A 26236-nucleotide genomic window follows, 5' to 3' on the forward strand; every position below is an offset into this window, starting at 1 on the left:
TGCCGTCACGTCATCTGGCGCCGTACCAGTTCGTGCAGCCGCCCGCCGGTGTCCGCGAGCAGCTGTGCGGGCGGGCCCTGCTGGGCGACCTTGCCGTCCTCCATCACGATGACGCGGTCCGCGTCCAGCACCGTCGACAGGCGGTGCGCGATGACGACGCGGGTGGCGTTGAGGGCCCTGGTCGACTCGATGACCGTGCGCTGGGTCTCGTTGTCCAGGGCGCTGGTCGCCTCGTCGAAGAACAGGATGCGCGGGCGGCGGATCAACGCCTGGGCGATCATCAGTCGTTGCCGCTGGCCGCCGGAGACCGCGCCGCTGCCCGAGACGATCGTGTGCAGCCCCATCGGCATGCGCTTGATGTCCTCGGCGAGGCCCGCCATCTCGGCCGCCGCCATCGCCTCCTCCGGCGTGTACGGCTCCGTACCGCAGATGACGTCCAGGATGGACCCGGTGAACGGCTGGGCGTGTTGGAGCACCACCCCGCACTGCCGGCGCACCGCGGACTGATCGAGCGCGGACAGGTCCTGGCCGTCGTAGAGCACACTGCCCGAGACCGGCTTGTCGAAGCCGATCAGCAGCCGCAGCAGGGTCGACTTGCCGCAGCCGCTGGGTCCGACGATCGCCACGAACTCGCCCGGGCTCACCTCGAAGGACACGTCGTCGAGGACGAGGGGACCGTCGTCGGAGTAGCGGAAGGACAGCCGGCGCGCCTCGATCGACCCGGACAGCGGGCCGGGCCGGGTGCTCGCCGAGCGCACCTCCGGCGTGGCCTGGAGCACCGGCTTGATCTCCTCGAACAGCGGCAACGCCGCCACGGCGGAGACGAACGCGCCCGTCAGCTGGGTGACCGACGTCAGCAGCATCGTCACCGACGTGTTGAAGGTGAGGAACGCCGCCGCCGACATCGACCCGTGCGCGGGTCCCGCCAGCAGCATGAACATCAGCAGCGTGCACAGCGGCAGATACACCGCGCCCAGCACCGTGGTGAGGTTCTTGATCCGCCCCACCTTCTGCTGAAGCTCCCGGCTGCGCGCGAACCGGTCCGCCCAGGCCGCGTAGGCGTAGTTCTCGGCCGCCGCGACGCGCAGCTTGGGCAGGCCCCGCAGAGTCTGGAACGCCTGGTTGTTCAGTTTGTTGTTCAGCACCACCAGCCGCCGCTGCCAGCGCACCTGCCACAGCCCCAGCCCCAGGAAGACGCCCGCGATGACGACGAGCATGCCGATCGCCGCCAGCGCCATCGGCACGCTGTACCAGAACAGCAGCGCCAGGTTCATCGCACCCACGGTCACCGACTGCGCGACGACGGGACCGACCCCGGCCAGCAGACGGCGGACGGCGCTGATGCCCATGGCCTGGCTCGCCAGCTCACCGGTCGAGCGCTCGGTGAAGAACTTCGTCGGCAGCCGCAGCAGCCGGTCCCACAGGGCGGGTTGGAGCGTGGCCTCGATCCGGCCCTCCAGCCGCAGGATCGTCAGATTCTGCAACAGCATGAAGGCCGCCGCCACCACGCTGCTGATCATCACGGCGAGACAGAACTGCACGATGAGCGCGGTCTGCGCCTTCGGCACGAACTCGCCGAGCACCTTGCCGGTCGCGACCGGCACCAGCGCGCCGATCGCCACGGTCACCAGGCCGCTCAGCAGGAGGTTGGTGAGGTCGCCGCCGGTGCCCCGCATGCTGAACCGCAGCAGCCGCAGCGGGCTCAACGCACGGTCGGGCAGCGGGCGGTAGAACATCACGGCACGCGGCTCGAACTCCTCCGCGTTGGCCTTCTCGACCGGCGTCTCACGGCCCGTCGACGGATGGACGGCGACATAGCCGCCGCGCCGCCACAGCAGCGCCACCGGCGCACCGGACAGCGCCCGGTGACCGACGAGCGGGCCGATGTTGTCCCGCCACCACCGTCCGTCCAGGCGTACGGCCCTGGTGCGGATGCGAGAGGCGAGTGCGATCCGCTCGACCGGGTCGAGCCGTTCGCTCTCGACACCGCTCTGCGCGGGCTCGGCCAGTGTGATCCCGGCCGCCTCGGCGACCAGCTTGCAGGCGGCGTGACTGGCGTCCGCGTCGGCTGCCGTCGCGCGCTTGTCGCGCCGCTTGCCGATGGACGCGAGCAGCGTCCGGTCGGCCTGGGCGCGCACCGCCTCACCGGCCTTGATACCGGCGGCCGTACGTGTCTCGTGGGTGCGTTCCAGCTGCTCGATCCAGCGGTCCAGCGTGGTCAGCAGGCGGTACTGCTGGTCGACCATGGACTGCCAGACCGCCGGGTCCATCAGCAGGTCGGCGGCGGCCTCCGCGCCGTACAGCGAGCCGTACTGCACGCTGCCGGGCGGCACCTGCATCCAGAAGACGTCGTCGTCAGTCACCTCCGCGGCCCGTTCGGTGGCCATCGGCGCCTGGAACAGGATCGACAGGCTGCGGCCGACGCCGAGGGCGAGGGCGTACTCCAGAGGGCTCGTCTGCGGCGGGACGTACTGCGGATTGCCGTACTCGTCGTAGGACCAGGTCTGGGTGTTGGCGGGCTGGTACAGCTCGCGCAGGCCGATGCGGTGCACCACGCAGTCCCGCAGCGGACGCGCGACCAGCGTGTGCTGCGGTCCCGCGACCGGACCCAGCAGCAGCGAGCCCGCCTCCAGCCGGCCGAGGTGATGCCAGTGGCCCTGCTGCCCGGCGTCGACCGCGAACAGGTCCACCGCGCCGGACGCCACCAGCCACAGCACCTGCGGGCCTTCGAGGTCGAGGCGGTTGAGTCCGGCGCAGTCGATCCGCGCGCCCATCTGCCCCAGCGCGTCGAGAACGAGGTCACCCTCGTGGACGGCAGTCATCTCACCGCTCCCTGACCAGTGTTGCGTACGCGCCCCCACGCGCCACCAATTCCTCGTGCCGCCCGCGTTCCACGATCGTGCCGTGCTGGAGTACGACGATCTCGTCGCTGTCGCGCACGGTGCTGAGCCGGTGCGCGATCACCACACAGGCACAGCCGCGCTTGCGCAGGTTGTCCATCACGATCAGCTCGGTCTCGGCGTCGAGCGCGCTCGTCACCTCGTCGAGGACCAGGATGCTGGGGCGGCGCACCAGCGCCCGCGCGATCTCCAGCCGCTGACGCTGCCCGCCGGAGAAGTTACGGCCGTCCTGCTCGACATGGCTGTGGATGCCGCCCGGGCGGCGCATGACCACGTCGTACAGGGCCGCGTCGCGCAGCGCGTCCACCACCGCCTCGTCCGGGACCGACGGGTCCCACAGCGCCACGTTGTCGCGGACGGTGCCCTCGAAGAGGAACACCTCCTGGTCGACGAAGGAGACGGAGGCGGCGAGCGCGCCCCGCGGGATGTCCTCGATGCGCTGGTCGTCGATGCGGATGACACCCTCCCACGGGGCGTACAGACCCGAGATCAGGCGCGAGACGGTCGACTTGCCGCTGCCGGAGCCGCCGACCAGGGCGACCTGCCGGCCCGGGCCGACCGTCAGGTCGAAGCCGGTGAGCAGGGGCTTGTCGAGGGGGCTGTAGCCGAAGGTGATGTTCTGGAGCTCGACGTGGCCGTGCAGCCGGCGCGTCGAATCGCCCGCGCCGGGACGGCCGTAGAGCGGGTCCGCCTCGAAGTTCTCCACGTCCTTCAGGCGGGCCACGTCGGCGGCGAAGTCCTGGATGCGGCCCGCGACGCCGTTCAGACGGGTGATCGGCGCGGTGAAGCGGGTGACCAGCGCCTGGAAGGCGACCAGCAGGCCCACGGAGATGCCCCCCTCGATCGCCCGCATGCCGCCGATCCAGAGGATGAGCGCGCTGTTGAGCGTGGCGAGCGTCGGGGCGACCACGCCCAGCCAGGCACTCGGCACGCCGAGGCGCTGCTGCTCCTCCAGCGTCGTGGCGTGCTGTCCGGCCCACTTGCGGAAGTAGCCGTCCTCGCCGCCGGTCGCCTTCATCGTCTCGATCAGCTGAAGGCCGGTGTAGGCGGTGTTGGTCAGCCGTGCGTTGTCCGCGCGCAGCTTGGCCGTACGGGTGGCGCGCAGGCGGATCACGACCCGCATGGCGACGACGTTCAGCAGGGCCACGCCGATGCCGACGAACGTGAGCTGGGGGTCGTAGGTGTAGAGGAGGAGCGCGTACAGGACGACGACCACGGCGTCCACGCCCGCCGCCGCCAGGTCACGGGCCAGGGTCTCGGACACCGCGTCGTTGGACTGGAGGCGCTGCACCAGGTCGGCCGGGCTGCGCTGGGAGAAGAACGTCACCGGCAGCCGCAGCAGATGGCGCAGGAAGCGGGCGCTGGACAGGGTCGAGGAGATGATGCGGCCCCGCAGCAGGTTCGCCTGCTGCAGCCAGGTCAGCACCACCGTGAGCGTGACGCAGGCCCCCATCGACGCGAACAGCACGCCCAGCAGGGAGGTCTGGCCGCCGATGAGGAACATGTCGATATAGGTACGGCTCAGCGCGGGCACCGCGGCGCCGACCAGCACGAGCAGGAGGCTCGCCAGCACGGCGGCGGGCATCGTGCCCGCGGTGCCGCGCAGCCGGGCGGGCATCGCGCCCAGGATCCCGGGTTTGCGCCCGCCCTTGCTGAAGCCCTCGCCGGGCTCCATCACCAGGACGACACCGGTGAAGCTGCCGTCGAAGTCCTCCATGGGCACGAAACGGCGGCCCTTGGCGGGGTCGTTGATGTACACCCCCCGGCGGCCGAAACGGCGGCCCATGCCGTCATAGACGACGTAGTGGTTGAACTCCCAGAACAGAACGGCCGGCGTCTTCACCTCGGCGAGGGCGGCCGTGTCCATCTGCATGCCCTTGGCCGTCAGCCCGTAGCCGCGGGCGGCCTTCAGCAGGTTGCTGGCGCGCGAGCCGTCGCGGGAGACGCCGCACGCTATGCGCAGCTCCTCCAGCGGGACATGGCGGCCGTAGTGGCCGAGCACCATCGCGAGGGAGGCGGCGCCGCACTCCACGGCCTCCATCTGCAGGACGGTGGGCGTGCGGACCGTCTTCACACGGCCCTTGGGCACGGGTCGTTTCGGCGGAGCGGCGCGCCGCCGGCTCCGGGTCTCCTGCGCGGCGCTCACGGCAGCAGCCAGTCGACGGGACGCTGATCGGCCAGCCGGATCGAGGCGTCGGCCATGGTCATGGAGGTGAGGGAGAACGGCGGCCCGTCCGTGGACGACCACGCGTAGCCGCTCTCGGTGCTCGACTTCTCGTCCAGCTTCACCAGTACGGCGACCGGCCTGCCGTCCTTGGTGAACTGCTCGCCGAGCTGGTCGTCTCCGAGGAATGCGGCGATCTGCTGTGCGGACTGCGCGGAGCGGTCCACCGACTTCACATGGCCGCGCAGCACGCCGTACTCCTGGGTGGGCACCGACTGGACGGTGAGGTCCACGGCGGCGTCGTCCGGGATGGCGGCCGCGTTCTCGGCGGGGACGTACACCGTGGCGTACAGGGGGTCCTCAGCGCGGGCGACCTTCTCCACGGCGGCCACGTTCGCGCCGGTGGAGATGATCTGCCCGATGGTGGCGGCGAGCGTGGTGACCCGGCCGGCGGCGACCGTGCGGACGACCGTCTCGCCCCGGGCGGTACGGACCTTCAGGACCGGGGACTTCGCCGGGAGCCGCCGGCCCTGCTCGGCGAGGACCGCGGTGACCTGGCCGGCGACGGGGCTCTGGAGGATGTAGCTGCCCTGGCCGTGGGTGAGGACGGCGGGCGCGCCCACGGTGGAGGCGACCGAACCGGTCAGGGCCCACACGGACGCGGCGGCCATCACGACCACCGTCACGGCGAGGACCAGCCAGCCCTGGGGGCGGGCGAAGCGCACCGGAAGGTCGAGTTCCTCCGGTGACTGGAGCTTGGCGAGGGCCTGTTGGCGGAACTGCACGGAACTTTCCCTCACCTGAGGATGAGTGGAGACCGGCGTGGGGAGGCCGGCCGTGTCACGGGGGGTGCCGAAGCCGCGGCACGGCACCCGAAGAGCCCCGGAGCCGGGGAGGCTCCGGGACTCAGCGGTTGCAAAAAGGTGCGATCAGAGACCGGCGACCAGGCCCGAGACCGGGGCGGTGTTCAGGCCGGTGACACCCTCCACGGTGCCGACGACCGTGTCGACCAGGCCGGAAACCGGGGCAATGCCGTTGACAGCGTCGAGGGCACCGTTCACGGCGTTGACCTGCAGGCCGCCGGAGACGTTGTCGAGCTCGGCGTCGGAGATCTCGACGGTCTCAACCTGGGGGGTGGAGTTCATGATGGAACTTCCCTTCCTAATGGGTATTCACAAGGGGGAGCGGCCCCCTCTGGGGACAGACGACGGCCGCGACCGCGGGCGCCCGGCGCCCGTTGCCGGAAGCCGATCGCGGCCCCCGCGGTGCGATGGATCAAAGCACGCTGCGGGCGCGCGCTTCCAATCAACCATTGGCCTCACCTGGGCAATTGGCTCCCCGAAGCAGTCATCCGTGCAGAAGCGGGCACGTCTTGTCGGCGACTTCTTCACATGCGTCACAGCATCGGCTCGGACGTGCTGTTGCATCCGCCCGGCGGGGCGACGGGGCGGGCGCGGCGAATCAGACACTCCGGCCCCAAGGGGGTGACCGCCGGTAGTCCCGTGTGCAGAACCGCGGTGCACGGTGACTTCGTTGAGCATTGAATGTGTAGATTCGCTGAAGCTGGGATTCCGCTAAGCATTTACAACCGACCGTGATCGATCGGTTGCGGATCGTGTCGGCCCGGAAGGGGGCACATCGTGCACGCCGGGCAGCGCGCAGCGCAGCCGCCACAGCCCGGCGATGCGCACACCGCCTCGGTCGGAAGGACCTGCACCACCTCAGCCCAGCAGTGCGCACACCGCCTCGGTCGGAAGGTCCTGCACTGCCTCAGCCCAGCAGCGCGTACACCGTGCTCGCCCGTGCCGCGATGTCTCCGGATCCCTCGTCCGTCATCACGATGTCGGCGAAGGCCATCCGGCGGCCCAGCTTGGTGACGACCGCTTCGATCAAGACATCCGAACCGATCACCGGGCGCTGGAACGACGTCGACAGCTGCACCGTCGTCATCGGTCCGTACGCCCCGCGCGCCGCCGACACCGCGATGACGGTCGCGGTGTCGGCGGCAGCCATCAGCGCCTGCCCCGACAGCGCGCCGCCCTCCCGGGCCAGGCCGTCCGACCAGGGCAGTCGCAGGATCGCGCGCTGATCTCCCACGCCCTCGACGGACAGACCGAGGGCGAGCACCCAAGGGGCGAAATTGGCGGAGAGGATCTTGTCGGCTTCGGCCGTAGTCATCGTCATATGGGGGATTGTTCCCGCCCCTGGCCCTCCGGGTGCGGCCCTTGGCTGATTCGGTGTGCCGAGTGGGGCGCGTGCAAACGCAATTGAACGCCCCGCGCGCCCCGTGCGTACCAACTGCCAACCAGGCGCCCCGAACAGCTGCCGCACAGGCGGCACAGACCCCGTCCCCCAGGAGGTCGAGAAGTTTGAGTCACAAGCGAATTCCGAAGCGCAAGGCCGCGATAGCAGCGGGCAGCGTGGTGGCGCTCGGAGCGGCGGCGATCCTGTTGCCGAACGCCAACGCGTCACAGGACGGTGCCTCGGACGCCGCAGCCGCTCCCAAGACCCTGAAGGCGGCGGACGCCTCGGATCTCGCCTCGCAGCTCGCGGGCATGCTCGGCGACGCCTTCGCCGGTTCGTACTACGACGCCGAGAGCCAGCAGCTCGTCGTCAACGTCATCCCCGGCGACAACAACAACGTCATCGTCCAGGCGAAGAAGGCGGGCGCGAAGGTCCGCGAGGTCGCCAACAGCCTGGCCGAACTCGATGCCGGAGCCAAGACCCTGAAGTCCGAGGCGACCATCCCGGGCACCGCGTGGGCCGTCGACCCCAGAACGAACAAGATCCTCGTCACCGCCGACCGCACGGTCACCGGCGACAACTGGGACCAGCTGGAGTCGACCGTGCAGAGCCTCGGCTCGAACATGGCGACCATCAAGAAGTCGTCCGGCACCTTCAAGCCCTTCGTGTCCGGCGGCGACGCCATCTTCGCGGGCGGCTCGCGCTGCTCCCTCGGCTTCAACGTCACCGCGGGCGACGGCTCGCCCGCCTTCCTGACCGCCGGTCACTGCACGCTCGGCGGCAACGAATGGTCGGACACCCAGGGCGGCCAGCCGATCGCCACCGTCGACCAGTCCACCTTCCCCGGCGCAGGCGACTTCGCGCTCGTGAAGTACGACGACCCGGCCACCCAGGCGCCGAGTGAGGTCAACGTCGGCGACCAGACCGTCCCGATCAGCCAGGCCGCCGACGCCGAGGTCGGTCTCCAGGTCCTGCGGATGGGCAGCACCACCGGGCTGAACGACGGTCAGGTCACGGGGCTCAACGCCACCGTGAACTACCCGGAGGGCACGGTCACCGGACTCATCCAGACCGACGTCTGCGCCGAACCCGGCGACAGCGGCGGCTCCCTGTTCACCCAGGACGGTCTGGCGATCGGCCTCACCTCCGGCGGCAGCGGCGACTGCACGGTCGGCGGCGAGACCTTCTTCCAGCCGGTGACCACCGCCCTGGAAGCGGTAGGCGCGACCCTCGGCGGCGGCGCCGGCGGCGGACAGGCCGGTGCGGGCGAGGAAGCCGGTGCGGGCGAGGAGGCCGGTGCCGGTGCCGGTGAGGAAGGCGGAGTCGGTGCCGGTGAAGAGGCCGGAGCAGGCCAGGAAGCCGGTGAAGAGGCCGGCGAAGAGGCGGGCAACGGCAACGCCGACGGCACGGGCAACGGCCTCGGCGAGATCATCGGCAACGGTGTCGGAGTGAACTGATGTGAACTGATGTGAACTGAACTGACGTGAACTGACGTGAACTGACGTGAACTGACGTGAACTGACACACCGACACCGCCGTCGAAGGCGAGTGCGCACGCGGTCCGGCCCTCCGGCGGGAGGCTCGGACCGCAGTGTGTGCGGACCCCTCAGCCCCGGGCCCGCAGCAACAGCAGCGCCACGTCGTCGACCCGTTCCCGTACCGAGGCGCTGTGCCGGACCAGCAGATCGGCCAGCTCGTCCAAGGGGCGTTCGCCGGCCTCGCCGAGGACCTGGCCGAGGTCGGCGAGGGCGTCCTCGATGTCGACGCCCGGGGACTCGATCAGGCCGTCGGTGTACAGCAGCAGCACACAGCCGGGCGTGAGATCGACCTCCGTCGTCGGATAGGCGGGTGAGCCGTCGATGCCCAGCAGCGGGCCGCCCGCCAGGTCGAGCACCCGCACCCGTCCGTCCGGCCGCCTCAGCAATGGCGGAGGATGCCCGGCCCGGGCCATCACCGCCTTACCGTGCTCGGGGTCCAGACGCATATACAGACAGCTGGCGAACAGGTCGGCACCGAGGTCCAGCAGCAGCCGGTTGGTGCTGCGCATGACCTCCTCCGGGGCCTGCCCGACGGTCGTGTACGCCCGTACGGCGGTGCGGATCTGGCCCATCAGACCGGCCGCGGTGACGTTGTGGCCCTGTACGTCCCCGATCACCGCCGCCGTCAGGCCCTCTTCCGTCGGCACCAGGTCGTAGAAGTCGCCGCCGATCTCCATGCCCTGGGTGGCGGGCAGATAGCGTGCCGCGGCCTCGACGCCGGGCAGCGGCGGCAAGGAGTGCGGCAGCAGGGCGGCCTGAAGGCCGTGCGCCAACTGGTGCTTGGCGTCGTAGAGCTGGGCCCGCTCCAGCGCCTGCGCGATGAGCCCGCCCAGGCTGGTCAGAACCGCCCGTTCGTCGGCCGGGAAGGCATGCGGTTCGGCGTAGGCGAGCACACAGGTGCCTACGGGCCGGCCCGAGGCGATCAGCGGCAGATACGCCCAGGCCGCGAACCCGTCGGGCGTCGCGTGCCGCGCCGGGTACAGCCGCTCCAGCTCCTGCCGGGAGTCGAAGAACGCGGGCACCCCGGTGGTGAGGGCGTGGGTGCCCGCCGTCTGCTCGGTCAACGGCATCCCGTCGAACTGCTCCACGACCCGCGGGTCGGCATAGCCGCGGTGACCGAGCACATGCAGCCGGCCCGCCCGCGAACCCAGCACGACCAGGGCCTGACTGCCCACGGCCGGCACGATCTCGTCCGCGACCAGCTGCACCACGTCCTGCACGCCCGCCGCCTCGGTGAGCGCGCCGGCCAGACTCAGCACCTGGGAGATGGTCACCAGCCGGGCCGGCGCGTCACCCGGCTCCGGGCCGCGGCGGCCCATCTCGGCCACCGCGCGGGCCCTGCTGATGCGTACGCTCAAGCCGCTCGTACTCGGGTACATACGGAACGACAGCCAGTCGCCGGGTGGCCGCAGCGCCACGAACGACGTCGTCTGCTGGCTCATCAGCGCCGCCCGGTAACGGTCCTCGTACACGGGGTCGTTGAGCCAGGGCACCGCGGCCCACAGCTGGTTGCCGAGCAGCCGGCTGGCCGGGACGCCGATCAGCTCGGCCGCCGCCGGATTGGCGAAGCTGACCCGGCCGTGCAGATCCAGCGAGCACAACCCGTACGGCAGCCGCGACACCATCCGCGCCGCCTCCACCGTGCCGAGCGTGCCCGCCGCGCCGCTGAACGCCGGTCCGGCGACCAGATCGGGCTCGGGCAGCGGCGGGCGGCTGTCCTCCCTGGCCCTTTCCAGCCGCACCGCGAGCCGTCGGCAGGCCGCACTCAGATGGTCCTGGTCCCGTTCCGACAGCTCCGGGGGATGCGAGCCCGGCCAGGTCACGAAGATCGCGCCATAGGCGTCGGTCTCGGTCGCCACGGGCAGCGCGGCCAGCGCGAACGGATAGGGCAGCACCAGGGCGATGCGCGGATAGCGGGCCGCCATGTCGTCCTCGCCGCGCACCCAGACCAGCTGCCGCTCCCGCACCGCCTCGGCCACCGGGATCGGCGCGCTGAGCCCGACCCGCTCCCACGGCGCCGCGAACGCCCGGGGCAGCCCCGCCATCACCGCCATCTCCAGCACTGGCTCGTCGGCCGCCAGCAGATACACCGCCCCGGAGTGCGCGTGCACCTCGTCCATCATCGACGCCAGCGCCAGCGACAACAGCGGCCGGCCGACCCGCGTCCGCGCGGCCGACGGCGCCTGTGCGGACGTCTGTCCGTCGGACACGCCGACCACCTCCTCGCACCGGCGCGCGTTCCCGCGGGGCCCGGTGCGCCGACATGCGTCCGGGCCCCCAGGGCTCAAATCTCCCCCTTCCCGGCCCTTCGCGCACGGCGAGCGCCCGGAGGCACGGGCTGCCAGGGGGATCATGCGCGGCGCACGCGTACCCGAAGCGCGGCGAGGGCGCTGTATACCCCTTCCGCCTCGGACCATTCCCCCGGATCGGAAGCGCGCGGCGGGGCCCGGGCGCCGAGTGTGCGCCCCCACGCACCCCGATGGCCGGTTCTTCGCGCCCGGGGGCCGTGCGGGACGCGAACAATAGGGCACGCGTTTCTCACCACGGTCCGGTGCAGGGTGAGCCGAAAGGACGGGGAATTGATCCGGGTGTTATTGGTGCATGACGCGTGTCTGGTCAGATCGGTCTTGGCGGAGTGGCTGCGCCGGATACCGGACCTCGAGGTGCACGACGCCTCGTGGCGCAGCGGGCCGGGCCGTCTGCGATCCCTGCGGCCGGACGTCTGCGCGGCCGACCTCGACTGCTCGGACGCTTACGGCATCCCGCCGCTGGGCGACCTCTGCGCACGCGAGACGGGCCGGAGCGCGCCGCGGCTCCTGGTGCTCGCCGGCTCCCACCGGCCGGGGCTGCTGAAGCGGGCCGCCGAGGCGGGGGCGCTCGGCTATGTGGACAAGGAGGGCTCGCCCGACAGCCTCGTACGCGGGATCCGGCGCGTCGCGGAAGGGAAACGTTTCGTCGATGACTCGCTGGGCTTCGGGTTCCTCAAGGCCGCCGAGATGCCGCTGACCCGGCGGGAACTGAGCGTGTTATCCCTCGCCGCCGAGGGGGCCTCGGTGGCGGAGATCGCGGGAAGCCTGCATCTGTCCCACGGGACCGTGCGCAACTACATGGCCGCCATCACGCGCAAGACCGGTGCCCGCAATCGCATCGACGCGATCCGGATCTCCCAGGGGGAGGGCTGGCTGTGAGGGCGACGGCGTCCAGCCGCCCACCAGATCGCGGTACGCCGCCGAGTGGCGCAGCAACGCGTCATGGGTGCCGTAGGCCGTGTCCGGACCGTCCATCACCAGCACGCCGTCGGCGCGGCGCGCCGAGCTGATGCGGTGCGCGACGACGACCAGAGTGCCGCCCGGCCGCTGTGCGAACGCCCGCTCCGCGCGCTCCTCGGCAGCCGCGTCGAGGTGGCAGGTCGCCTCGTCCAGCAGGGCGAGCGGTGCGGGCGAGAGATAGGCCCGGGTCAGGGCCACGAGCTGGCGCTCACCGGCGGAGAGCGCCGCCGGATCCACGGTCGCACCGGGCCCGCCGAGCGCGTCGAGCAACGGCAGGAGGCCGACGGCCTCAGCCGCGCAGAGCAGCTCCGCCTCGGGCACGGGGTCGTCCCGCAGATGCCCGAGGTTCTCGGCGAGCGTGCCGGTGAACACGTACGCCTCCTGCGGGATGAGCACCCTGAGCGCGGCGGCCTCCGGCCCGGGCACCGGGTGCCCCAAGAGCCGTACGGCACCGTGCCCCGGCTCCAGCAGCCCGGCGATCAGCGCGGTCAGAGTGGACTTCCCGATCCCGCTCGCGCCCACGACGGCCAGGTGGGCGCCGGGTTCGAGGGTGAGGTCCAGGCCGTCGATGACGGGGGCGGCGGTGGGGCCGTAGGCGAAGGTGACGGAGGTGAGGGAGAGGGCGGGGGCGGTGGCGCTGTCCGGGCCGGCGGCGCGGACGGTGGCCGACGGTGCCTCGTGGATTCGCGCCTTCCACCGGGGCGGGGGTCCGGCCCCGACGGAGAGGTCTTGGGGGAGTCGACGGGCTCGGGCCGGGGCTTCGTGGGCGGGCTTTCCGGTCTCGGGGTGGGTCCCGCGGGCGGGCTTCGAGGTCTCGGCGCGTGTCCCGCGGGCGGGTTCTGGTGCTTTGGCGGATGCGTTGTGGGCGGGCTTTCCGGTCTTCGCGGATGCGTCGTTGGCGGGCTTTCCGGTCTTGGCGGACGTGTCGTGGGCGGGCTTTCCGGTCTCGGTGGATGTCGCGCGGTCGGGGTTTGGCCCCTCATGCGCAGGGTCTCCGCTCCTGGTGGATGCCCTGCGGTCGGGGTTTGGCGCTTCGACGGATGTGTCGTGGGAGGGCTTTGCGGTCCCGGTGGTGACTGCGTTGTCGGGTTTCGGCGCCTCGCTGGGTGTTGCCTGAGCGGGCTCTCCGATCCCTGCGGCTGCCCCGCGGTCGGGTTTGCGCGCCTCGGTAGATGATTCGTGCGCACGCACTGCGGCCTCGGTGAGGACCTCATGGGCCGGCTCTCCGGCGTCGGCGGGGACCTCATGGGCCGGCTCTCCGGCCTCGGCGCGGACCTGAGTCGGCCTTCCGGCCCCGGCGGGGGCCTCGTGGGCCGGCCCTCCGCCCTCGGTGAGGGTCATGGGGACCGGCGCCCCCACCCCCGAGGCAGCCGCGTGGGCGCGTCGTTCGGTGCCCGGTCGGGGCTCACGGGTCAGTCGGCGTAGTACCACCACCAGCCGGGAGCCGCTCGTGCCCAGGCCGTGGACCAGGTTGTGCAGCGCCGGGAGGAGGGACTGGGTGATGTAGGCGAGGGCGCCGATCAGCGCGCCGGTGGTGACGCCGCGGGCGAGCAGCCAGGGTGCGCAGACGAGCAGCAGCACGATGGGCAGCCGGCCGCCGAGCGCGAGGGACGCCACGCGCAGGACGCCCCAGCGGGCGAGGGCGGAGGCCGCCCGCCGCTCCGCGTCGATGCGCAGCCCGGTGGCGGCGGCGACCCTGTCCTCCGCGCCCGCTGCCGTGATGTCCCGCAGTCCCGGGCAGACGGCGGCCAGCCGGTCGGCCAGCGCCTCGTCGGCGACGAGGTACGCCTCCTGACGCCGGGCCAGTGGTCGCAGTGTCACCGCGAACAGGGCCAGGCCCGAGGCGAGCGGGGGCCCGACGACCAGCAGGAGCAGCGGGTCGAGCGACGCGAGCCCCACGACGGCGCCGGTCGCCGTGAAGACGAACGAACGCGACACCATCACCAGCCCGGCGAAGGTGTCCCGCGCGATCTCGACCTGCTGGGTCAGCCCCGACAGCGCGCCCGCGTCCGCCTCCCGCACGCCGCGCACCACGACTCGCTCCACCAGCCGGTCCCGCAGCGGCTCGGCCAACGCGGCGACCGCGCCGTACACCCGCGCCGTGCCGAACGCGCCGACGAGCACGCCGAGTCCGGCCACCGCCAGCCACCCGAGCCCGGTCCCGGGCCGGGCGGCCAGGAAACCGTCGTCCAGGGCACGGGCCAGGGCGTACCCGGTGAGGAAGGTCTGTCCCGTCTCCAGCACCGACCAGCCGGCCAGCCGTACCAGCACCCGCCACCGCTCGGACAGGAACCGCAGTCCTCGCCGGTGCACACCCTCGGTCATGACCGGTCCCCGTCCGCGAACACCGCCCGGTACTCGGGGATCCGCCAGAGCCGTTCGTGGGGTCCGACCGCCCGCACCCGGCCCCCGTCCAGCCAGGCCACCGCGTCCGCGCGGGCGGCCGTGGCGGCGCGGTGCGCGATCAGGAGCCGGGTGCCGGCGTGCGGGCCGTGCGGCACGAGGGCCGCGGTGATGCGGGCCTCGGTCACCGTGTCGAGGCTGGAGAGGGCGTCGTCGAGGATCAGCAGCCGCCCGCCGTGCGCGAACGCCCGGGCGAGGCCCAGGCGCTGGGACTCCCCGCCGGAGCGCGGGGCGTCGGCGACGGCGGTGGCGTAACCGTGGGGCAGGCGGCGCACGAAGTCGTCGGCGCGGGCCGTGCGGGCCGCCTCCCGGACCCGTTCGGGGGAGGGGGACGCCAGTGCGAGGCCGATCTCGTCCTCGATCGTGCCGCCCAGCAGCGCGGGGCGTTCGAAGGCGTACCCGACGGCCCCGCGCAGCGCGTCGCGGGTGAGCTCGCGCAACGGCACGCCGTCGAGGAGCACCTCGCCCGTGTCCGGTTCGGCGAGCCGTCCGGCCACCGCGGCGAGCAGCGACTTGCCCGCTCCCGACCGGCCCACGACGGCCAGCGTCGTGCCGCCGGGCACCACCAGATCGACTCCGTCGAGCACGGCACGCCCGCCGCGTACGGCGGTCACCTCGCGCAGCTCCAACCGGCCCGGACCGTGCGGGAGGACACGCTCGCCGTGGGCCGGCGCCGGTTCGGCGAGCACCTCGTGCAGGCGGCTCGTCGCGGCGCGGGCGCGGGCCAGGCCGGCGAGCTGCCCGACCAGGACCCCCACCCCGGTGGCGAGGACCGCGTACCGGGAGGCGGCGAGCACCTCACCCACCGTCAGCCGGTGCCGGGCGAGCAGGACCCCTGCCACGGCGACGACGCCGAGCTGGAGCAGCGGGGCCACGGCCACCGAACGGCCCGCCGCGAGCCCCTGCACCCGCCACATGCGGTGTCCGGCCCGGGAGAGTTCCGGCAGGGGCCGCAGGATCCGTGCCGTCTCCCGGCCGGCCGTGCCCGCCGCCTCGATGGTGCGGTGCCCGCGGACGGCTTCCGCCAGTGCCCGTGCGATCCGCCCCTGCGCCTGCTGGTAGCGCGCCACGCATTCCCTGGTGTCACGGGCGAAGGCGCGCAGCAGCAGCGCCAGCACGGGCGTTCCGGCGAGCAGTACGGCCGCGAGCCATGGATCGATCAGGGCGAGGGCCACGATGCCGCCGACGGGCCCGGCGAGCGCGGCGAGCAGTGCGGCGCGGGCGGTCGGCGCCGTACCGGCCTGGGCGGCGTTGCCGACGAGGCGGGCGACGAGGTCTCCGGGTCCGAAGCGGGTGGCGGCGCGCGGGCCGACGGCGAGGACGTGCGCGGTCAGCCGGCAGCGCAGCCAGGCGGTGGTACGGGCGTCGACGGTGCCGGTCAGTACCGTCTCGCACGCGTCGAAAAGGGTGAGCAGCACGGTGATCGCGGCGCAGTACAGCACCCAGCGCGTCGCCGGGGCCTGCGCGAGCAGCAGATCCAAGGTGTGTCCGAGCGCGGCGGGCAGCAGCAGGCCGGCGCCGGTCGCTGCGGTGCTCACCAGGCAGAGCGCCACGGTGCGGGCGGCGGCCGGACCCAGCGGTCCGGGAAGCGTCCTGACGGCTTGTGTCATACGGCGGCGGCCTCACCCTCGATGCGCGCGCGACCCCGGGCGGTCGCTCCCTCGTGGGGAGCGGACCGCCCGGAGCCCTGGGCACACGGTGTGTGTCAGAGACAGAGCGTGAGGCTCGCGGCGCTGACGCAGGACAGCAGGCTGAGTGTGCTGGCGCCGCCGCCTCCCGTGTGCTCGTCCGATTCCATCGCCTGAAGGTCGAGAAGTGCCATGTCTGTTTCCTTCCTCTTGGGTGTCGTCCATCCGTGGGGACGGGGTGGTGTCACGGCTGCGTCAACTCGCGCAACCGCGTGGTGAGGGCCGCCCGATCGGCGGCAGGAACGGCAGCCGGGCGGCGGCCGGGTCGCCGAGAGCGGCTCCCAGCGCGAGCAGGCACCCTGCCGTTCCGGTGCCCAGGTCCATCGACAGACGCATCATCTGGTGACCTGGGAAGGCCAGTTGGCCCTGATAGTCCATGGCGAACCAGCCGAGCCCCGCGATCTGCTCGGCCAGCCGGTCGCCGGTCGCTCCCGGCGTGCCGGTGCGGGCCAGGTGCAGGATCATCCCGGCGCGGCCCTGGAACAGGCCGGGCTGCACATAGAAGCGGCTGGTGGCGGCGGTCAGGATCCCGGCCCGCGCCCGCTCCAACTCGCCGTCCACATCCGTGACATGGACGAGGAGGTCGTCCAGCACCATCCCGATGCCGGCGCTGCCGTCGCCGAGGTAGGGCAGCGTCCGCCAGCCCTCGTCGACCTCCAGCGAGCCGCTGTGATGCGTCACGCAGCACTCCAGGTCCCCGCGCAGAGCCACCCCGGCCGCCTCCAACAGCCCCGGTTCACCGGTCCGTTCGTACTGCCGCAGCAGGAACAGCGCCGGCCCGCTCGCGCCGCGCAGCAGCCCGGCCCGCCGCCGGGGGGTGTCCGGCAGCGGCTGCGCGAGTCGTCGCATGAGGATGTCCGCGACGTCGGCGGCATGCTCGCGCAGCTCCGGCTCGCCCGCCGATTCCGCCAGCTCGCCCAGCACCAGGCCGAGTCCGGCCAGCCCCCCGTGCAGGTCGGAGGAGAGGTTCCGCCAGCGTTCCGCGAGGATCCGCTCGACCAGGTCGAGGGCGCGCTGCCGGTGTCCGAGCCGGTTTAGGACATGGGCGACGCCCGCGAGACCGTCGTACAGTCCGAGCGGTGTGCCCGTCGGCGGCGGTGCGGTGCGGGCCAGCAGCCAGCGCTCGCCCTCCTCGTACCGTTCGGCGCCGACCGCGTCCAGCGCGTACAGCACGCCCGCCGCGCCGTGCGCGAGGCCGAGGCCGCCGCCGTCGGAGAACTGCGTGATGTCGCCGGGGAAGAGCCGGTCGTCGCGTTCCGGGGTCGCCGAGGCGAGGAGCGCCTTGACCATGGAGTCCCGGCTGTACGGCCAGTCCCCGGGCTCGACGAAGGAGGGTGCGCGCACGGTCGTGCCGCGGGTGATCTCGGTGACGGCCCCGTCCAGGAACTCCCCGGGCACGTCCGGGAACTGACGGGCGATCACCTCGGCGAGATGGGCCGCCTTGCCCCGGTCGACCACGAACAGCGTGGTGACGGGCAGGAACATGGCGAGCCGCAGACACGCCAGCGCATAGCGGTCGACGTCGATGCCCCTGCGGTCCGGCGGGGCGAAGAAGCCCGGATGGGCCACCACCTGCCGGCCCCGCTCGGAGACCGGCGCCGCCGCCTCGAAGTCCAGCAGCACCACCGACTCCTCGTCGGGCGCGACCATGATGTTGAAGACATGCAGATCGTGGAAGACGATCCCGCGCGCGTGCACCGCCTCCACCGCGCGTTCCACCGCCCCGTACATCCGCAGCGCCCACGCCGTGTACTCGGCGACCGCCTCCGGGTCGGGGTCCGCGGCGAGCAGCGGATGGCGCTCGGCGAAGAACGAGTTCAGCGGTCGCCCCTCGACGAAGTCCATGACGAGGAACCGGTGGTCGCCGAGCGTGAACCAGTCCCGCACCTCAGGCACCACCCCCGTCCCCGCCAGCTGCTCCAGAGCGGCCTTCTCCCGCTCCAGACGCGCGATCGCGTCCGCCCCGTCGGCCGCCAGCCCCGCGTGCGGCCGCCCCTCCTTCAGCACGACCCGCCGGCCGTCCCGGGTGTCGGTGCCCGCGTACACCCCGCCGCCGTTGGAGAAGTGCAGCGCCTTCTCGATGCGGTACGGCAGCTCGCCCACCGTCGTCGTGTTGCGGGCCGCCAGATGCGGCTCCAGGAACGCCGGCAGCGTCACCCACTCCGGCACCTGGAACGACGGCGCCCGCCGGTCCGGCACCCGCCTGCCCTCGCCGTCCAGCACCGCCGGCACGAGCGAGCCGCGCTCGTCGACGACGAAGCTGCGGGCGAACGCGCCGTAGCGGACGTAGAGCGGGCCGTCGTACCAGCGCAGATCGGTAAGGATGTACGGCCCTTCGAAGCCCTCCAGGAGCTTGCCGAGCTCGCGCAGCACGACGTGCAGCTGCTCCTCGTCGGCCGGATACACCGTGACGAACTTGCCGCTGGTGTCCCGGGCGGCGTACTTGGTGTTGCGCAGGTGCAGCAGCTGCGGGCCCGGCACGAACTTGAACGGGATGCGCCGGGGCACGCAGTAGTCCCACACGATCGCCGCGATCCGCTCGGCGTTCGCCCGGGTGGCCGAGGCGTGGATCTTCCAGCCCTGCGCCGGGCCGGACACGGGGCGTGAGTCCGCGTCGAGCGGCGTCAGCGCCAGCCAGTCGCCGATCCGCGTCGCGTCCCAGCCGTCCGGCACCTCGCGCCGCGCCGTCTCGTAGAGATGCGAGGTGGTGTCCCGCGCCTGAACGGACATGCGTTCAGGCGTCTCGTAGAAGTGCCGGTCGGCGAGCGCGTACACCTCGTACCGCTTGTCCATGCCTCCCCCTCCGTGTCCGACGCCGAGACTTCCAGTGCGGGGCCGGGCACGCACAGTCACGGCTGTCACGAGATCACCGTGCGGAACGCATGAGTCAAGAACTGTTCGGAGGGTTTCGAGCACTGCCGACGTCTACGCCGCATCGAACGGTCACAGGGGCTGCGTCCGTGGCTCACAAGCGCTGTAATGGCGGACGTGGTCACTGAGGGCGCTGCCGGACGCAGGACTGGGCGTCTGCGGGCCGAAGGTGCCCTGAAGGCGCTCGCCGGCGAGACGGACTCACCCGAACGACTGCGCCGGGTCCTGGAACAGGCCCTGGTCTTCGGCCGGGCCGCCTTCGCCGCCGTGTACACCCCGAGCGAGGACGGCGAACTGCTGTGCCTGCTCGAGTCCGTCGGCGTGCCCCGCACCCTGTACGGCCTGCGCGACGGCTACCCCCTGGCCGGGCGGTCCCCGCTCGCCGCCGCCCACCGCACCGGCCGCCCGGTCTGGCGCGCTCCGCACGAACTCGCCGGCACCGCCGAGTCGCGGCGGACCCCGTCGCCGGACTTCCACCTGGCCGCCCTCCCCGCCCGTGGCGGCGACGAGGACGGCTGCCTGCTGGCCGTCAGCGAGAACCCCGGCGGGTTCGACACCGACGACCGCGTCTGCCTGGAACTGGTCGCCGCGGCCGTCGCCTTCCCCGCCCGCCCCGCGGCCCCCGAGCCCGGCGACCTGCCGCCGGGCGCGTTCAGCCTCGCCATGGACACCGGCCGCGTCGACGTCGGCGAGGACATCCTGGTGCTGTTCGGCCTCGGCCCCGGCGAGTTCGACGGCAAGGTCGAGACCCTCCTCGGCCGTACCGTCCCCGAGGACCTGCCGGCGCTGATGTCCGTCGTCGAGGCCGACCACATGTCCATCGGCGACCGCGAGCTGGAGTTCCGGGTGCTGCAACCCGCGGGCCCGCCCAAGTGGCTCAGGCTGCGCGGCCGGCTGCTCCCCGGCGGCGAGGGCCTGCCCGCCCGCCTCGTCGGCACCGTCGCCGACGCCTCCACCCTGCGCGCCGAGGTCACCGACGCCGCCCGCGTCCAGCGCCTCGCCGCCGCCCTCGCCACCGCCGGCACCGTCCGCGACGTCAGCCACGCCGTGGTCGGCGCCCTGCGCAAACCGTTGCGCGCCGACCGCATCGCGCTCGCCGAGCTGGAGCACGACCGGCTCGTCGTCACCGTCCTCGACCCGCCCGAACCGGAGGCATGGCCCCAGCTGTGGCGCCAGGAGTGGCGCACCGAATGGCCCGACGCGCCCGTGCGCGCCATGCCCACCCTCGCCGCCGCCCTGCGCGAGGGCCGCGCCCAGATCTGGCCCGCCGGCACCACCCTGGAACCCGCCCTCGCCGACGTCGGCCCCGGCGGCCTCGCCGTCCTGCCACTGCCCGCCGGGGGCCGGGTCGCCGGCGCCTGCGTGATCGGCTGGGACACCCCGCACGAGTTCGGCCCCGACGAACGCGCCCTGCTCACCGCCTCCGCCGGCCTCGCCGGCCAGGCCCTGCTGCGCGCCCACGCCTTCGACGCCGAGCACGAACTCGTCGGCATGCTCCAGCGCCAGCTGCTGCCGCGCCGACTGCCCCGGCTGCCCGGCGCCGAGGCCGTCGCCCGCTATCTGCCGACCACGGCCGGCCTGGAGGTGGGCGGCGACTGGTACGACGTGATCCCGCTGACCGACAACCATGTGGCCCTGGTCATCGGCGACGTCCAGGGCCACAGCGCCGCCGCCGCGACCCTGATGGGCCAGATGCGCACCGCCCTGCGCGCCTACGCCGCCGAGGGGCACCCCCCGGACGTGGTCGTCCACCACGCCAACCGGCTGCTGATGGACATGGAGACCGACCTCTTCGCCACCTGTTGCTACGTCGACGTCGACCTGGAGGAGGGCACCGCCTGGTGCGTGCGCGCCGGACACCTCCCGCCCGTGCTGCGGCACCCGGACGGCACCACCGAGATCGCGGAGGCGGAGGGCGGGCCGCCGCTCGGCGTGCTGCGCCAGGCCGGCTTCCCGATGAGCCCGCTCAGGCTTCGGCCCGGCACCCTGCTCGCCCTCACCACCGACGGCCTCGTGGAGTCCGCCGACGCCGACATCGACACCGGCATGGACCGGCTCGCCTCCGCCCTCGCCCGCTCCGACCCGGCTCACCTCGGCCTGGTCGCCGACGCCCTGCTCGTCGGCGCCCCACGCAGCGACGACATCGCCCTGCTGCTGATGCGCTACGACGGCATGGCCGTACGCCCGCTGCGCGAGAGCTGGACCGTCTGGCGCGTCCCGGAGGCCGTCGGCCACGCCCGCCGCTTCACCCGGCGCACACTGCGCGCCTGGGGCGTGCCTGCCCAGGACGCCGACACCGTCCTGCTCGTCGTGTGCGAACTCGTCACCAACGCCCTGGTGCACACCGACGGCCGGGTCCGCCTGGACCTCACCCTCGTCGGCGGCCGGCTGCGCGTCGCCGTCGCCGACTCCTCACCGCGCACCCCGGCCAAGCCCACCAGCATCAGCTGGGAGGCGACCGGCGGGCGCGGCATCCTCCTCGTCGAGGCCATGTCGGCGGCCTGGGGGACGGTGCCGGTCAGTGGCGGAAAACAGGTGTGGAGCGAGATCGCACTGGCCGACTGACGCCGGGCCCAGGTGAACACCGGGGGTCGCTTCCGCCAAGAACAAGCCAATCCCGACACAGTCAAATCGGGGATATCCGGGCTAAGGTGAAGCAGATGAAGGCTCTTGTGCTGTCCGGCGGCGCCGGTACGCGCTTGAGGCCGATCACGCACACTTCGGCCAAACAGCTCGTGCCGGTGGCCAACAAGGCCGTGCTCTTCTACGGGCTGGAATCCATCGCCGCGGCCGGCATCACGGATGTCGGCGTCATCGTCGGTGAGACCGCGGCGGAGATCCAGGACGCCGTCGGCGACGGCACCAGATTCGGCCTGGACATCACCTACATACCCCAGGAACGCCCGCTGGGACTGGCCCACGCCGTCCTCATAGCCCGCGACTGGCTCGGCGACGACGACTTCGTGATGTACCTCGGCGACAACTTCATCGTCGGCGGAATCACCGACCTCGTCGAGGAGTTCCGCAGCAACCGCCCCGACGCCCAGATCCTGCTCACCCGCGTCCAGGACCCCCGCTCCTTCGGCGTCGCCGAACTCGACGACCTCGGCCAGGTCATCGGCCTCGAGGAGAAACCGCAGCACCCCAAGAGCGACCTCGCCCTCGTCGGCGTCTATCTGTTCACGCCCGTGATCCACGACGCGGTGCGCGCCATCACCCCGTCCTGGCGGGGGGAGTTGGAGATCACCCATGCCATCCAGCATCTGATCGACACGGACGCCGACGTGCGCTGCACGGAGATCAAGGGCTACTGGAAGGACACCGGGAACGTCGCCGACATGCTGGAGGTGAACCGAACCGTCCTGGAGGGCCTCGCCCGCCGCATAGACGGTGACGTCGACGACGCCTCGGAGACCGTCGGACGCGTCGTCGTCGAGGAGGGGGCGCGGATCGTCAACTCCCGGATCGTCGGCCCGGCGGTCGTCGGCTCCGGCACCCTCGTGGAGGACTCCTACGTCGGCCCCTTCACCTCCATCGCGGAGAACTGCCGTATCACCGACAGCGAACTGGAGTTCTCCATCGTGCTGCACGACGCCTCCATCGACGGGGTCGGCCGGATCGAGTCCTCGCTCATCGGGCGGCACGCCGAGGTCACCCCCGCCGCCGGCGTCCCCAGCGCCCACCGCCTCGTCCTCGGGGACCACAGCAAGGTGCAGATCCACACATGAACCTTCTCGTCACCGGCGCCGCCGGCTTCATCGGCTCGACCTATGTGCGCACCCTGCTCGCCCGCGACGCACCACACGCGCCCGACGCGCCACGCGTCACCGTGCTGGACAAACTCACCTACGCCGGCACTCTCGACAACCTCGAACTCGACCATCCCCGGCTCACGTTCGTGCGCGGCGACATCCGGGACGCCGAACTCGCCGACAAGCTGATGGCCGAGGCCGACCAGGTCGTGCACTTCGCCGCCGAATCCCACGTCGACCGCTCCATAGCCGGCGCCGGTGATTTCGTCCGCACCAACGTCCTCGGCACCCAGACCCTGCTGGACACGGCCCTGCGCCACGGCGTCGAACCGTTCCTGCACGTATCCACCGACGAGGTCTACGGCTCCGTCGCGTCCGGCTCGGCCACCGAGGAGGACCCACTGCGCCCCAGCTCGCCCTACGCCGCCTCCAAGGCATCCTCCGACCTGCTCGCCCTCGCCTACCACCGCACCCACGGCCTGGACGTCCGTGTCACCCGCTGCTCCAACAACTACGGCCCGCACCAGTTCCCCGAGAAGGTCGTCCCGCTCTTCGTCACCAACCTCCTCGACGGCCACCCGGTCCCCCTCTACGGCGAGGGCCTCAACGTCCGCGACTGGCTGCACGTGGACGACCACTGCCAGGGCGTCGAACTCGTCCGCGCCAAGGGCCGCCCGGGCGAGATCTACAACATCGGCGGCGGCACCGAGTTGAGCAACAGGGAGCTCACCGCCCTGCTGCTTGAAGCCTGCGGCGCCGACTGGGACCAGGTGACCCATGTCGAGGACCGCAAGGGCCACGACCTGCGCTACTCGGTCGACTGGACCAAGGCCCGCACCGAACTCGGCTACCGGCCCCGCCACGACTTCGCCGCGGGCCTCGCCGCCACCGTCGCCTGGTACCGCGACCACCGCGACTGGTGGGAACCCCTCAAGCGGCGCGCGAGCGGGGAGCACTGATGAGGTGGCTGGTCACCGGAGCGGGCGGCATGCTGGGCCGCGACACGGTCGGTGAACTGCGCGCCCGCGGCGAGCAGGTGACCGGCCTCGGCCACACCGCCCTCGACATCACCGCCACCGCCGCCGTCGACCGCGCCCTCACCGCCCACCGGCCCGACGTGCTCGTCAACTGCGCCGCGTACACGGCCGTCGACGACGCCGAGACGGACGAGGAACGCGCCCTGCGCGTCAACGGCGACGGCCCGCGCCTGCTCGCCCGGGCGTGCGCCGCGCACGCGGTCCGCCTGATCCACGTCTCCACCGACTACGTCTTCGCCGGGGACGCCCGGACCCCGTACACCGAAAGCCATCCGCCCGCCCCCCGTACCGCCTACGGCCGGACCAAACTCGCCGGTGAGCGGGGTGTTTCGGACGAGCTCCCGGCCGCGAGCGTGATCGTGCGCACCGGCTGGATGTTCGGCGTCCACGGCCGTAGTTTCGTCCGGACGATGATCGAGCTGGAGGCCCGCCGGGACACCCTCGACGTCGTCGACGACCAGCGCGGCCGGCCCACCTGGAGCGCCGACGTCGCCGCGACGATCGCGGACCTCGGCCCGCGCGTCGGCGTCGACGCGACCGGCGTCCTGCACGTCACCAACTCCGGCGAGGCCACCTGGTACGAGCTGGCCCGTGAGGTGTTCCGCCTCCTCGGCGCCGACCCCGACCGGGTGCGCCCCGTCACCGGCGACGTCTTCCCCCGGCCGGCGCCCCGGCCCGCGTACAGCGTCCTCGCGGACGACCGCGGCCGGCGGCTCGGCCTCACGCCCGCACGCGACTGGCGCACCGCCCTGCACGAAGCACTGCCCCTGATCCGCAAGGAGACCCTTCGTGAAACGCCATGAGTTCCTGAAGGAACTGCACAAGGTCAGCGGGAACCGCAACTACCTGGAGATCGGCGTCAACGACGGCCGCAGCCTACGACTTTCCCGAGTCCCCAGCATCGCCGTCGACCCCGCCTTCAAAGTCGTCACGGAGATCCGCTGCGACGTCCATCTGGTGAAGGCGACCAGCGACGACTTCTTCGCCCGTGACAACCCGCTGATCCACCTCAAGGGCGGCCGGCACCCGGTGCGCAACCTGCGCCGCGGTCGCAGCCCGCTCGGCCACTGGCGGCGCACGGTCCTCGATCTGTCCTTCATCGACGGCATGCACCTGTTCGAGTACGCGCTGCGGGACTTCATGAACATCGAGCGGCATTCCGACTGGACCAGCGTGATCGTCTTCGACGACATGCTGCCGCGCAACGTCGACGAGGCCGCGCGCGACCGCCACACCGGCGCCTGGACCGGGGACGTCTACAAGATCGCCGAGATCCTCGGACGGCACCGTCCCGACCTGGTGACGGTCCTCGTCGACACCCAGCCGACCGGGCAGCTGGTGGTGTTCGGCGCCGACCCGCGCAACACGGTGCTGCGGGACCGGTACGACGACATCGTCGCCGAGTACCAGGTGCCCGATCCGCAGAAGGTGCCCGAGACGATCCTGGACCGGGCGGGGGCGGTGGCGCCGCAGACGCTGCTGGGGGCGAGCTTCTGGCGCCCGCTGGCGCGGGCCCGCAGGCTGGGCGTCGGGCGGTCGCGGGGGTGGGAGCCGCTGCGGAAGGCGGTGGACGCGGCGGTCGGCAGCGGTCGTGCGTAGCACCGTCGGCCACGTCCCGGGCGTCTTCGACGCGAGGGACGGGCGGTCGAGGGCGGAGGGACGGGCAGTTGACTGCGGAGGGACGGGCGGTCGACTGCGGTACCACCCCGCGCAGCGCCCGCCGCCGGCCCGGTGAGCGTCGCGTCGCGTGGACGTCAGCCCCGCTCCGGACGCCCGGTGCGCAGCCGGTCGTAGTGGGCGGTGCAGCTCGCGTACGACGGCAGCAGTCCCGTCTCCCGGGCCTCGGCCAGGGACGGCGCCTGTGCGTCCTTGGGGGAGAGGACCGGCGCGATGCCCTCGGGCCAGGCGATGCCCAGCCCGGGGTCGAGCGGGTGGACGCCGTGCTCGCGCCGGGGGGCATAGCCGGTGGAGCACAGGTAGACCACGGTGGCGTCGTCGGTGAGCGCCATGAAGGCGTGGCCGAGTCCTTCCGCGAGGAACACCGCGTGCCGGGTGATGTCGTCCAGGCGCAGGGCCTCCCAGTGCCCGAAGGTGGGGGAGCCGACGCGGAGATCGACCGTCACGTCGAGGACGGCGCCGCGTACACAGGTCACGTGCTTGGCCTGGCCGGGCGGCACGTCGCAGAAGTGCACACCGCGCAGCACGCCCCGCCGGGAGACCGAGCAGTTGGCCTGTGCCAGGGCCAGGTCGTAGCCCGTGGCCTCGCGGAACTCGGCGCCCCGGTACCACTCGTGGAAACTGCCCCGGTCGTCCCGGAACACCTTGGGCTCCAGAACCCAGGCGCCCTCGATCGCGAGGGACCGCATCCGG

The 26236-nt window shown here is 72.4% G+C and carries 17 protein-coding genes and 1 pseudogene; 7 read left to right on the forward strand and 11 right to left on the reverse strand.

Translation table 11 applies throughout. From position 1 onward, the window contains the following. Window positions 1–5: 5 nt before the first annotated feature. From ACHBTE_RS20165 to ACHBTE_RS20185, 5 genes are all read right to left on the reverse strand, one after another. Window positions 6–2822, reverse strand: coding sequence for an NHLP bacteriocin export ABC transporter permease/ATPase subunit (locus tag ACHBTE_RS20165; protein WP_394725361.1), 2817 nt, complete (start codon window positions 2820–2822; stop codon window positions 6–8). A gap of 1 nt (window position 2823) precedes the next feature. Continuing rightward, complete coding sequence (locus ACHBTE_RS20170; protein ID WP_394725362.1) at window positions 2824–5046, reverse strand: NHLP family bacteriocin export ABC transporter peptidase/permease/ATPase subunit; 2223 nt, start codon at window positions 5044–5046, stop codon at window positions 2824–2826. Next, entirely contained in the window at window positions 5043–5849 is an 807-nt protein-coding gene (locus ACHBTE_RS20175) for an HlyD family efflux transporter periplasmic adaptor subunit (RefSeq protein ID WP_394725363.1), read from the reverse strand. The genes ACHBTE_RS20170 and ACHBTE_RS20175 overlap by 4 nt, the downstream gene beginning before the upstream one ends. Window positions 5850–5993: 144 nt before the next feature. Next, the gene (locus ACHBTE_RS20180; RefSeq protein ID WP_383442906.1) at window positions 5994–6209 is read right to left on the reverse strand and encodes a type A2 lantipeptide; all 216 of its coding nucleotides are present in this window, start codon (window positions 6207–6209) and stop codon (window positions 5994–5996) included. 625 nt (window positions 6210–6834) lie between these two features. Further along, entirely contained in the window at window positions 6835–7248 is a 414-nt protein-coding gene (locus ACHBTE_RS20185; RefSeq protein ID WP_394725364.1) for a PaaI family thioesterase, read from the reverse strand. A gap of 185 nt (window positions 7249–7433) precedes the next feature. Here ACHBTE_RS20185 and ACHBTE_RS20190 point away from each other — a divergent pair, with 185 nt between their 5' ends. Beyond that, window positions 7434–8765, forward strand: coding sequence for a S1 family peptidase (locus tag ACHBTE_RS20190; RefSeq protein WP_394725365.1), 1332 nt, complete (start codon window positions 7434–7436; stop codon window positions 8763–8765). A 149-nt stretch (window positions 8766–8914) separates the two neighbouring features. On the opposite strand, the gene ACHBTE_RS20195 is transcribed toward ACHBTE_RS20190, so the two are convergent. Further along, window positions 8915–11065: a SpoIIE family protein phosphatase gene (locus ACHBTE_RS20195; protein WP_394725366.1), complete on the reverse strand. Its 2151-nt coding sequence runs from the start codon at window positions 11063–11065 to the stop codon at window positions 8915–8917. Between the two features lie 666 nt (window positions 11066–11731). On the opposite strand from ACHBTE_RS20195, the pseudogene ACHBTE_RS20200 reads away from it, so the two are divergent. Continuing rightward, a pseudogene (locus tag ACHBTE_RS20200) lies at window positions 11732–11950 on the forward strand (LuxR C-terminal-related transcriptional regulator); the annotation flags it as partial. On the opposite strand, the gene ACHBTE_RS20205 reads toward ACHBTE_RS20200, so the two are convergent. The 4 genes from ACHBTE_RS20205 to lanKC all read right to left on the reverse strand — a co-directional run bounded on the left by ACHBTE_RS20205 (window position 11873) and on the right by lanKC (window position 18999). Next, entirely contained in the window at window positions 11873–14440 is a 2568-nt protein-coding gene (locus ACHBTE_RS20205) for an ATP-binding cassette domain-containing protein (protein WP_394725367.1), read from the reverse strand. The pseudogene ACHBTE_RS20200 and the gene ACHBTE_RS20205 sit on opposite strands and share 78 nt — an antisense overlap. Further along, window positions 14437–16128: an ABC transporter ATP-binding protein gene (locus tag ACHBTE_RS20210; RefSeq protein ID WP_394725368.1), complete on the reverse strand. Its 1692-nt coding sequence runs from the start codon at window positions 16126–16128 to the stop codon at window positions 14437–14439. Before ACHBTE_RS20210 ends, ACHBTE_RS20205 begins: the two co-directional genes overlap by 4 nt. 95 nt (window positions 16129–16223) lie before the next feature. Further along, on the reverse strand, window positions 16224–16340 hold the full coding sequence (locus tag ACHBTE_RS20215; RefSeq protein ID WP_019759682.1) for a SapB/AmfS family lanthipeptide: 117 nt from the start codon (window positions 16338–16340) through the stop codon (window positions 16224–16226). Window positions 16341–16401: 61 nt separating this feature from the next. Next, the gene (gene lanKC / locus ACHBTE_RS20220) at window positions 16402–18999 is read right to left on the reverse strand and encodes a class III lanthionine synthetase LanKC (protein ID WP_394725369.1); all 2598 of its coding nucleotides are present in this window, start codon (window positions 18997–18999) and stop codon (window positions 16402–16404) included. 186 nt (window positions 19000–19185) lie between these two features. Between lanKC and ACHBTE_RS20225 the strand changes: the two genes are divergently transcribed. From ACHBTE_RS20225 to ACHBTE_RS20245, 5 genes are all read left to right on the forward strand, one after another. Then, complete coding sequence (locus tag ACHBTE_RS20225) at window positions 19186–21642, forward strand: SpoIIE family protein phosphatase (RefSeq protein ID WP_394725370.1); 2457 nt, start codon at window positions 19186–19188, stop codon at window positions 21640–21642. Window positions 21643–21737: 95 nt separating this feature from the next. After that, window positions 21738–22805: a glucose-1-phosphate thymidylyltransferase gene (locus ACHBTE_RS20230; protein WP_394725371.1), complete on the forward strand. Its 1068-nt coding sequence runs from the start codon at window positions 21738–21740 to the stop codon at window positions 22803–22805. After that, window positions 22802–23788 carry a dTDP-glucose 4,6-dehydratase gene (rfbB, locus tag ACHBTE_RS20235; RefSeq protein WP_394725372.1) on the forward strand — a complete coding sequence of 329 codons (987 nt, stop codon included), beginning with the start codon at window positions 22802–22804 and terminating at the stop codon, window positions 23786–23788. The genes ACHBTE_RS20230 and rfbB overlap by 4 nt, the downstream gene beginning before the upstream one ends. Further along, window positions 23788–24669 (forward strand): dTDP-4-dehydrorhamnose reductase, encoded by an 882-nt coding sequence (gene rfbD, locus ACHBTE_RS20240; protein WP_394725373.1) that lies wholly within the window; start codon window positions 23788–23790, stop codon window positions 24667–24669. Before rfbB ends, rfbD begins: the two co-directional genes overlap by 1 nt. Next, complete coding sequence (locus ACHBTE_RS20245) at window positions 24656–25465, forward strand: class I SAM-dependent methyltransferase (RefSeq protein ID WP_394725374.1); 810 nt, start codon at window positions 24656–24658, stop codon at window positions 25463–25465. Before rfbD ends, ACHBTE_RS20245 begins: the two co-directional genes overlap by 14 nt. A gap of 155 nt (window positions 25466–25620) precedes the next feature. On the opposite strand, the gene rfbC is transcribed toward ACHBTE_RS20245, so the two are convergent. Further along, on the reverse strand, window positions 25621–26232 hold the full coding sequence (gene rfbC, locus ACHBTE_RS20250) for a dTDP-4-dehydrorhamnose 3,5-epimerase (protein ID WP_394725375.1): 612 nt from the start codon (window positions 26230–26232) through the stop codon (window positions 25621–25623). Between the last annotated feature and the right edge of the window lie 4 nt (window positions 26233–26236).

Source organism: Streptomyces sp. M41, from assembly GCF_043673425.1.
Taxonomy (GTDB): Bacteria; Actinomycetota; Actinomycetes; order Streptomycetales; family Streptomycetaceae; genus Streptomyces.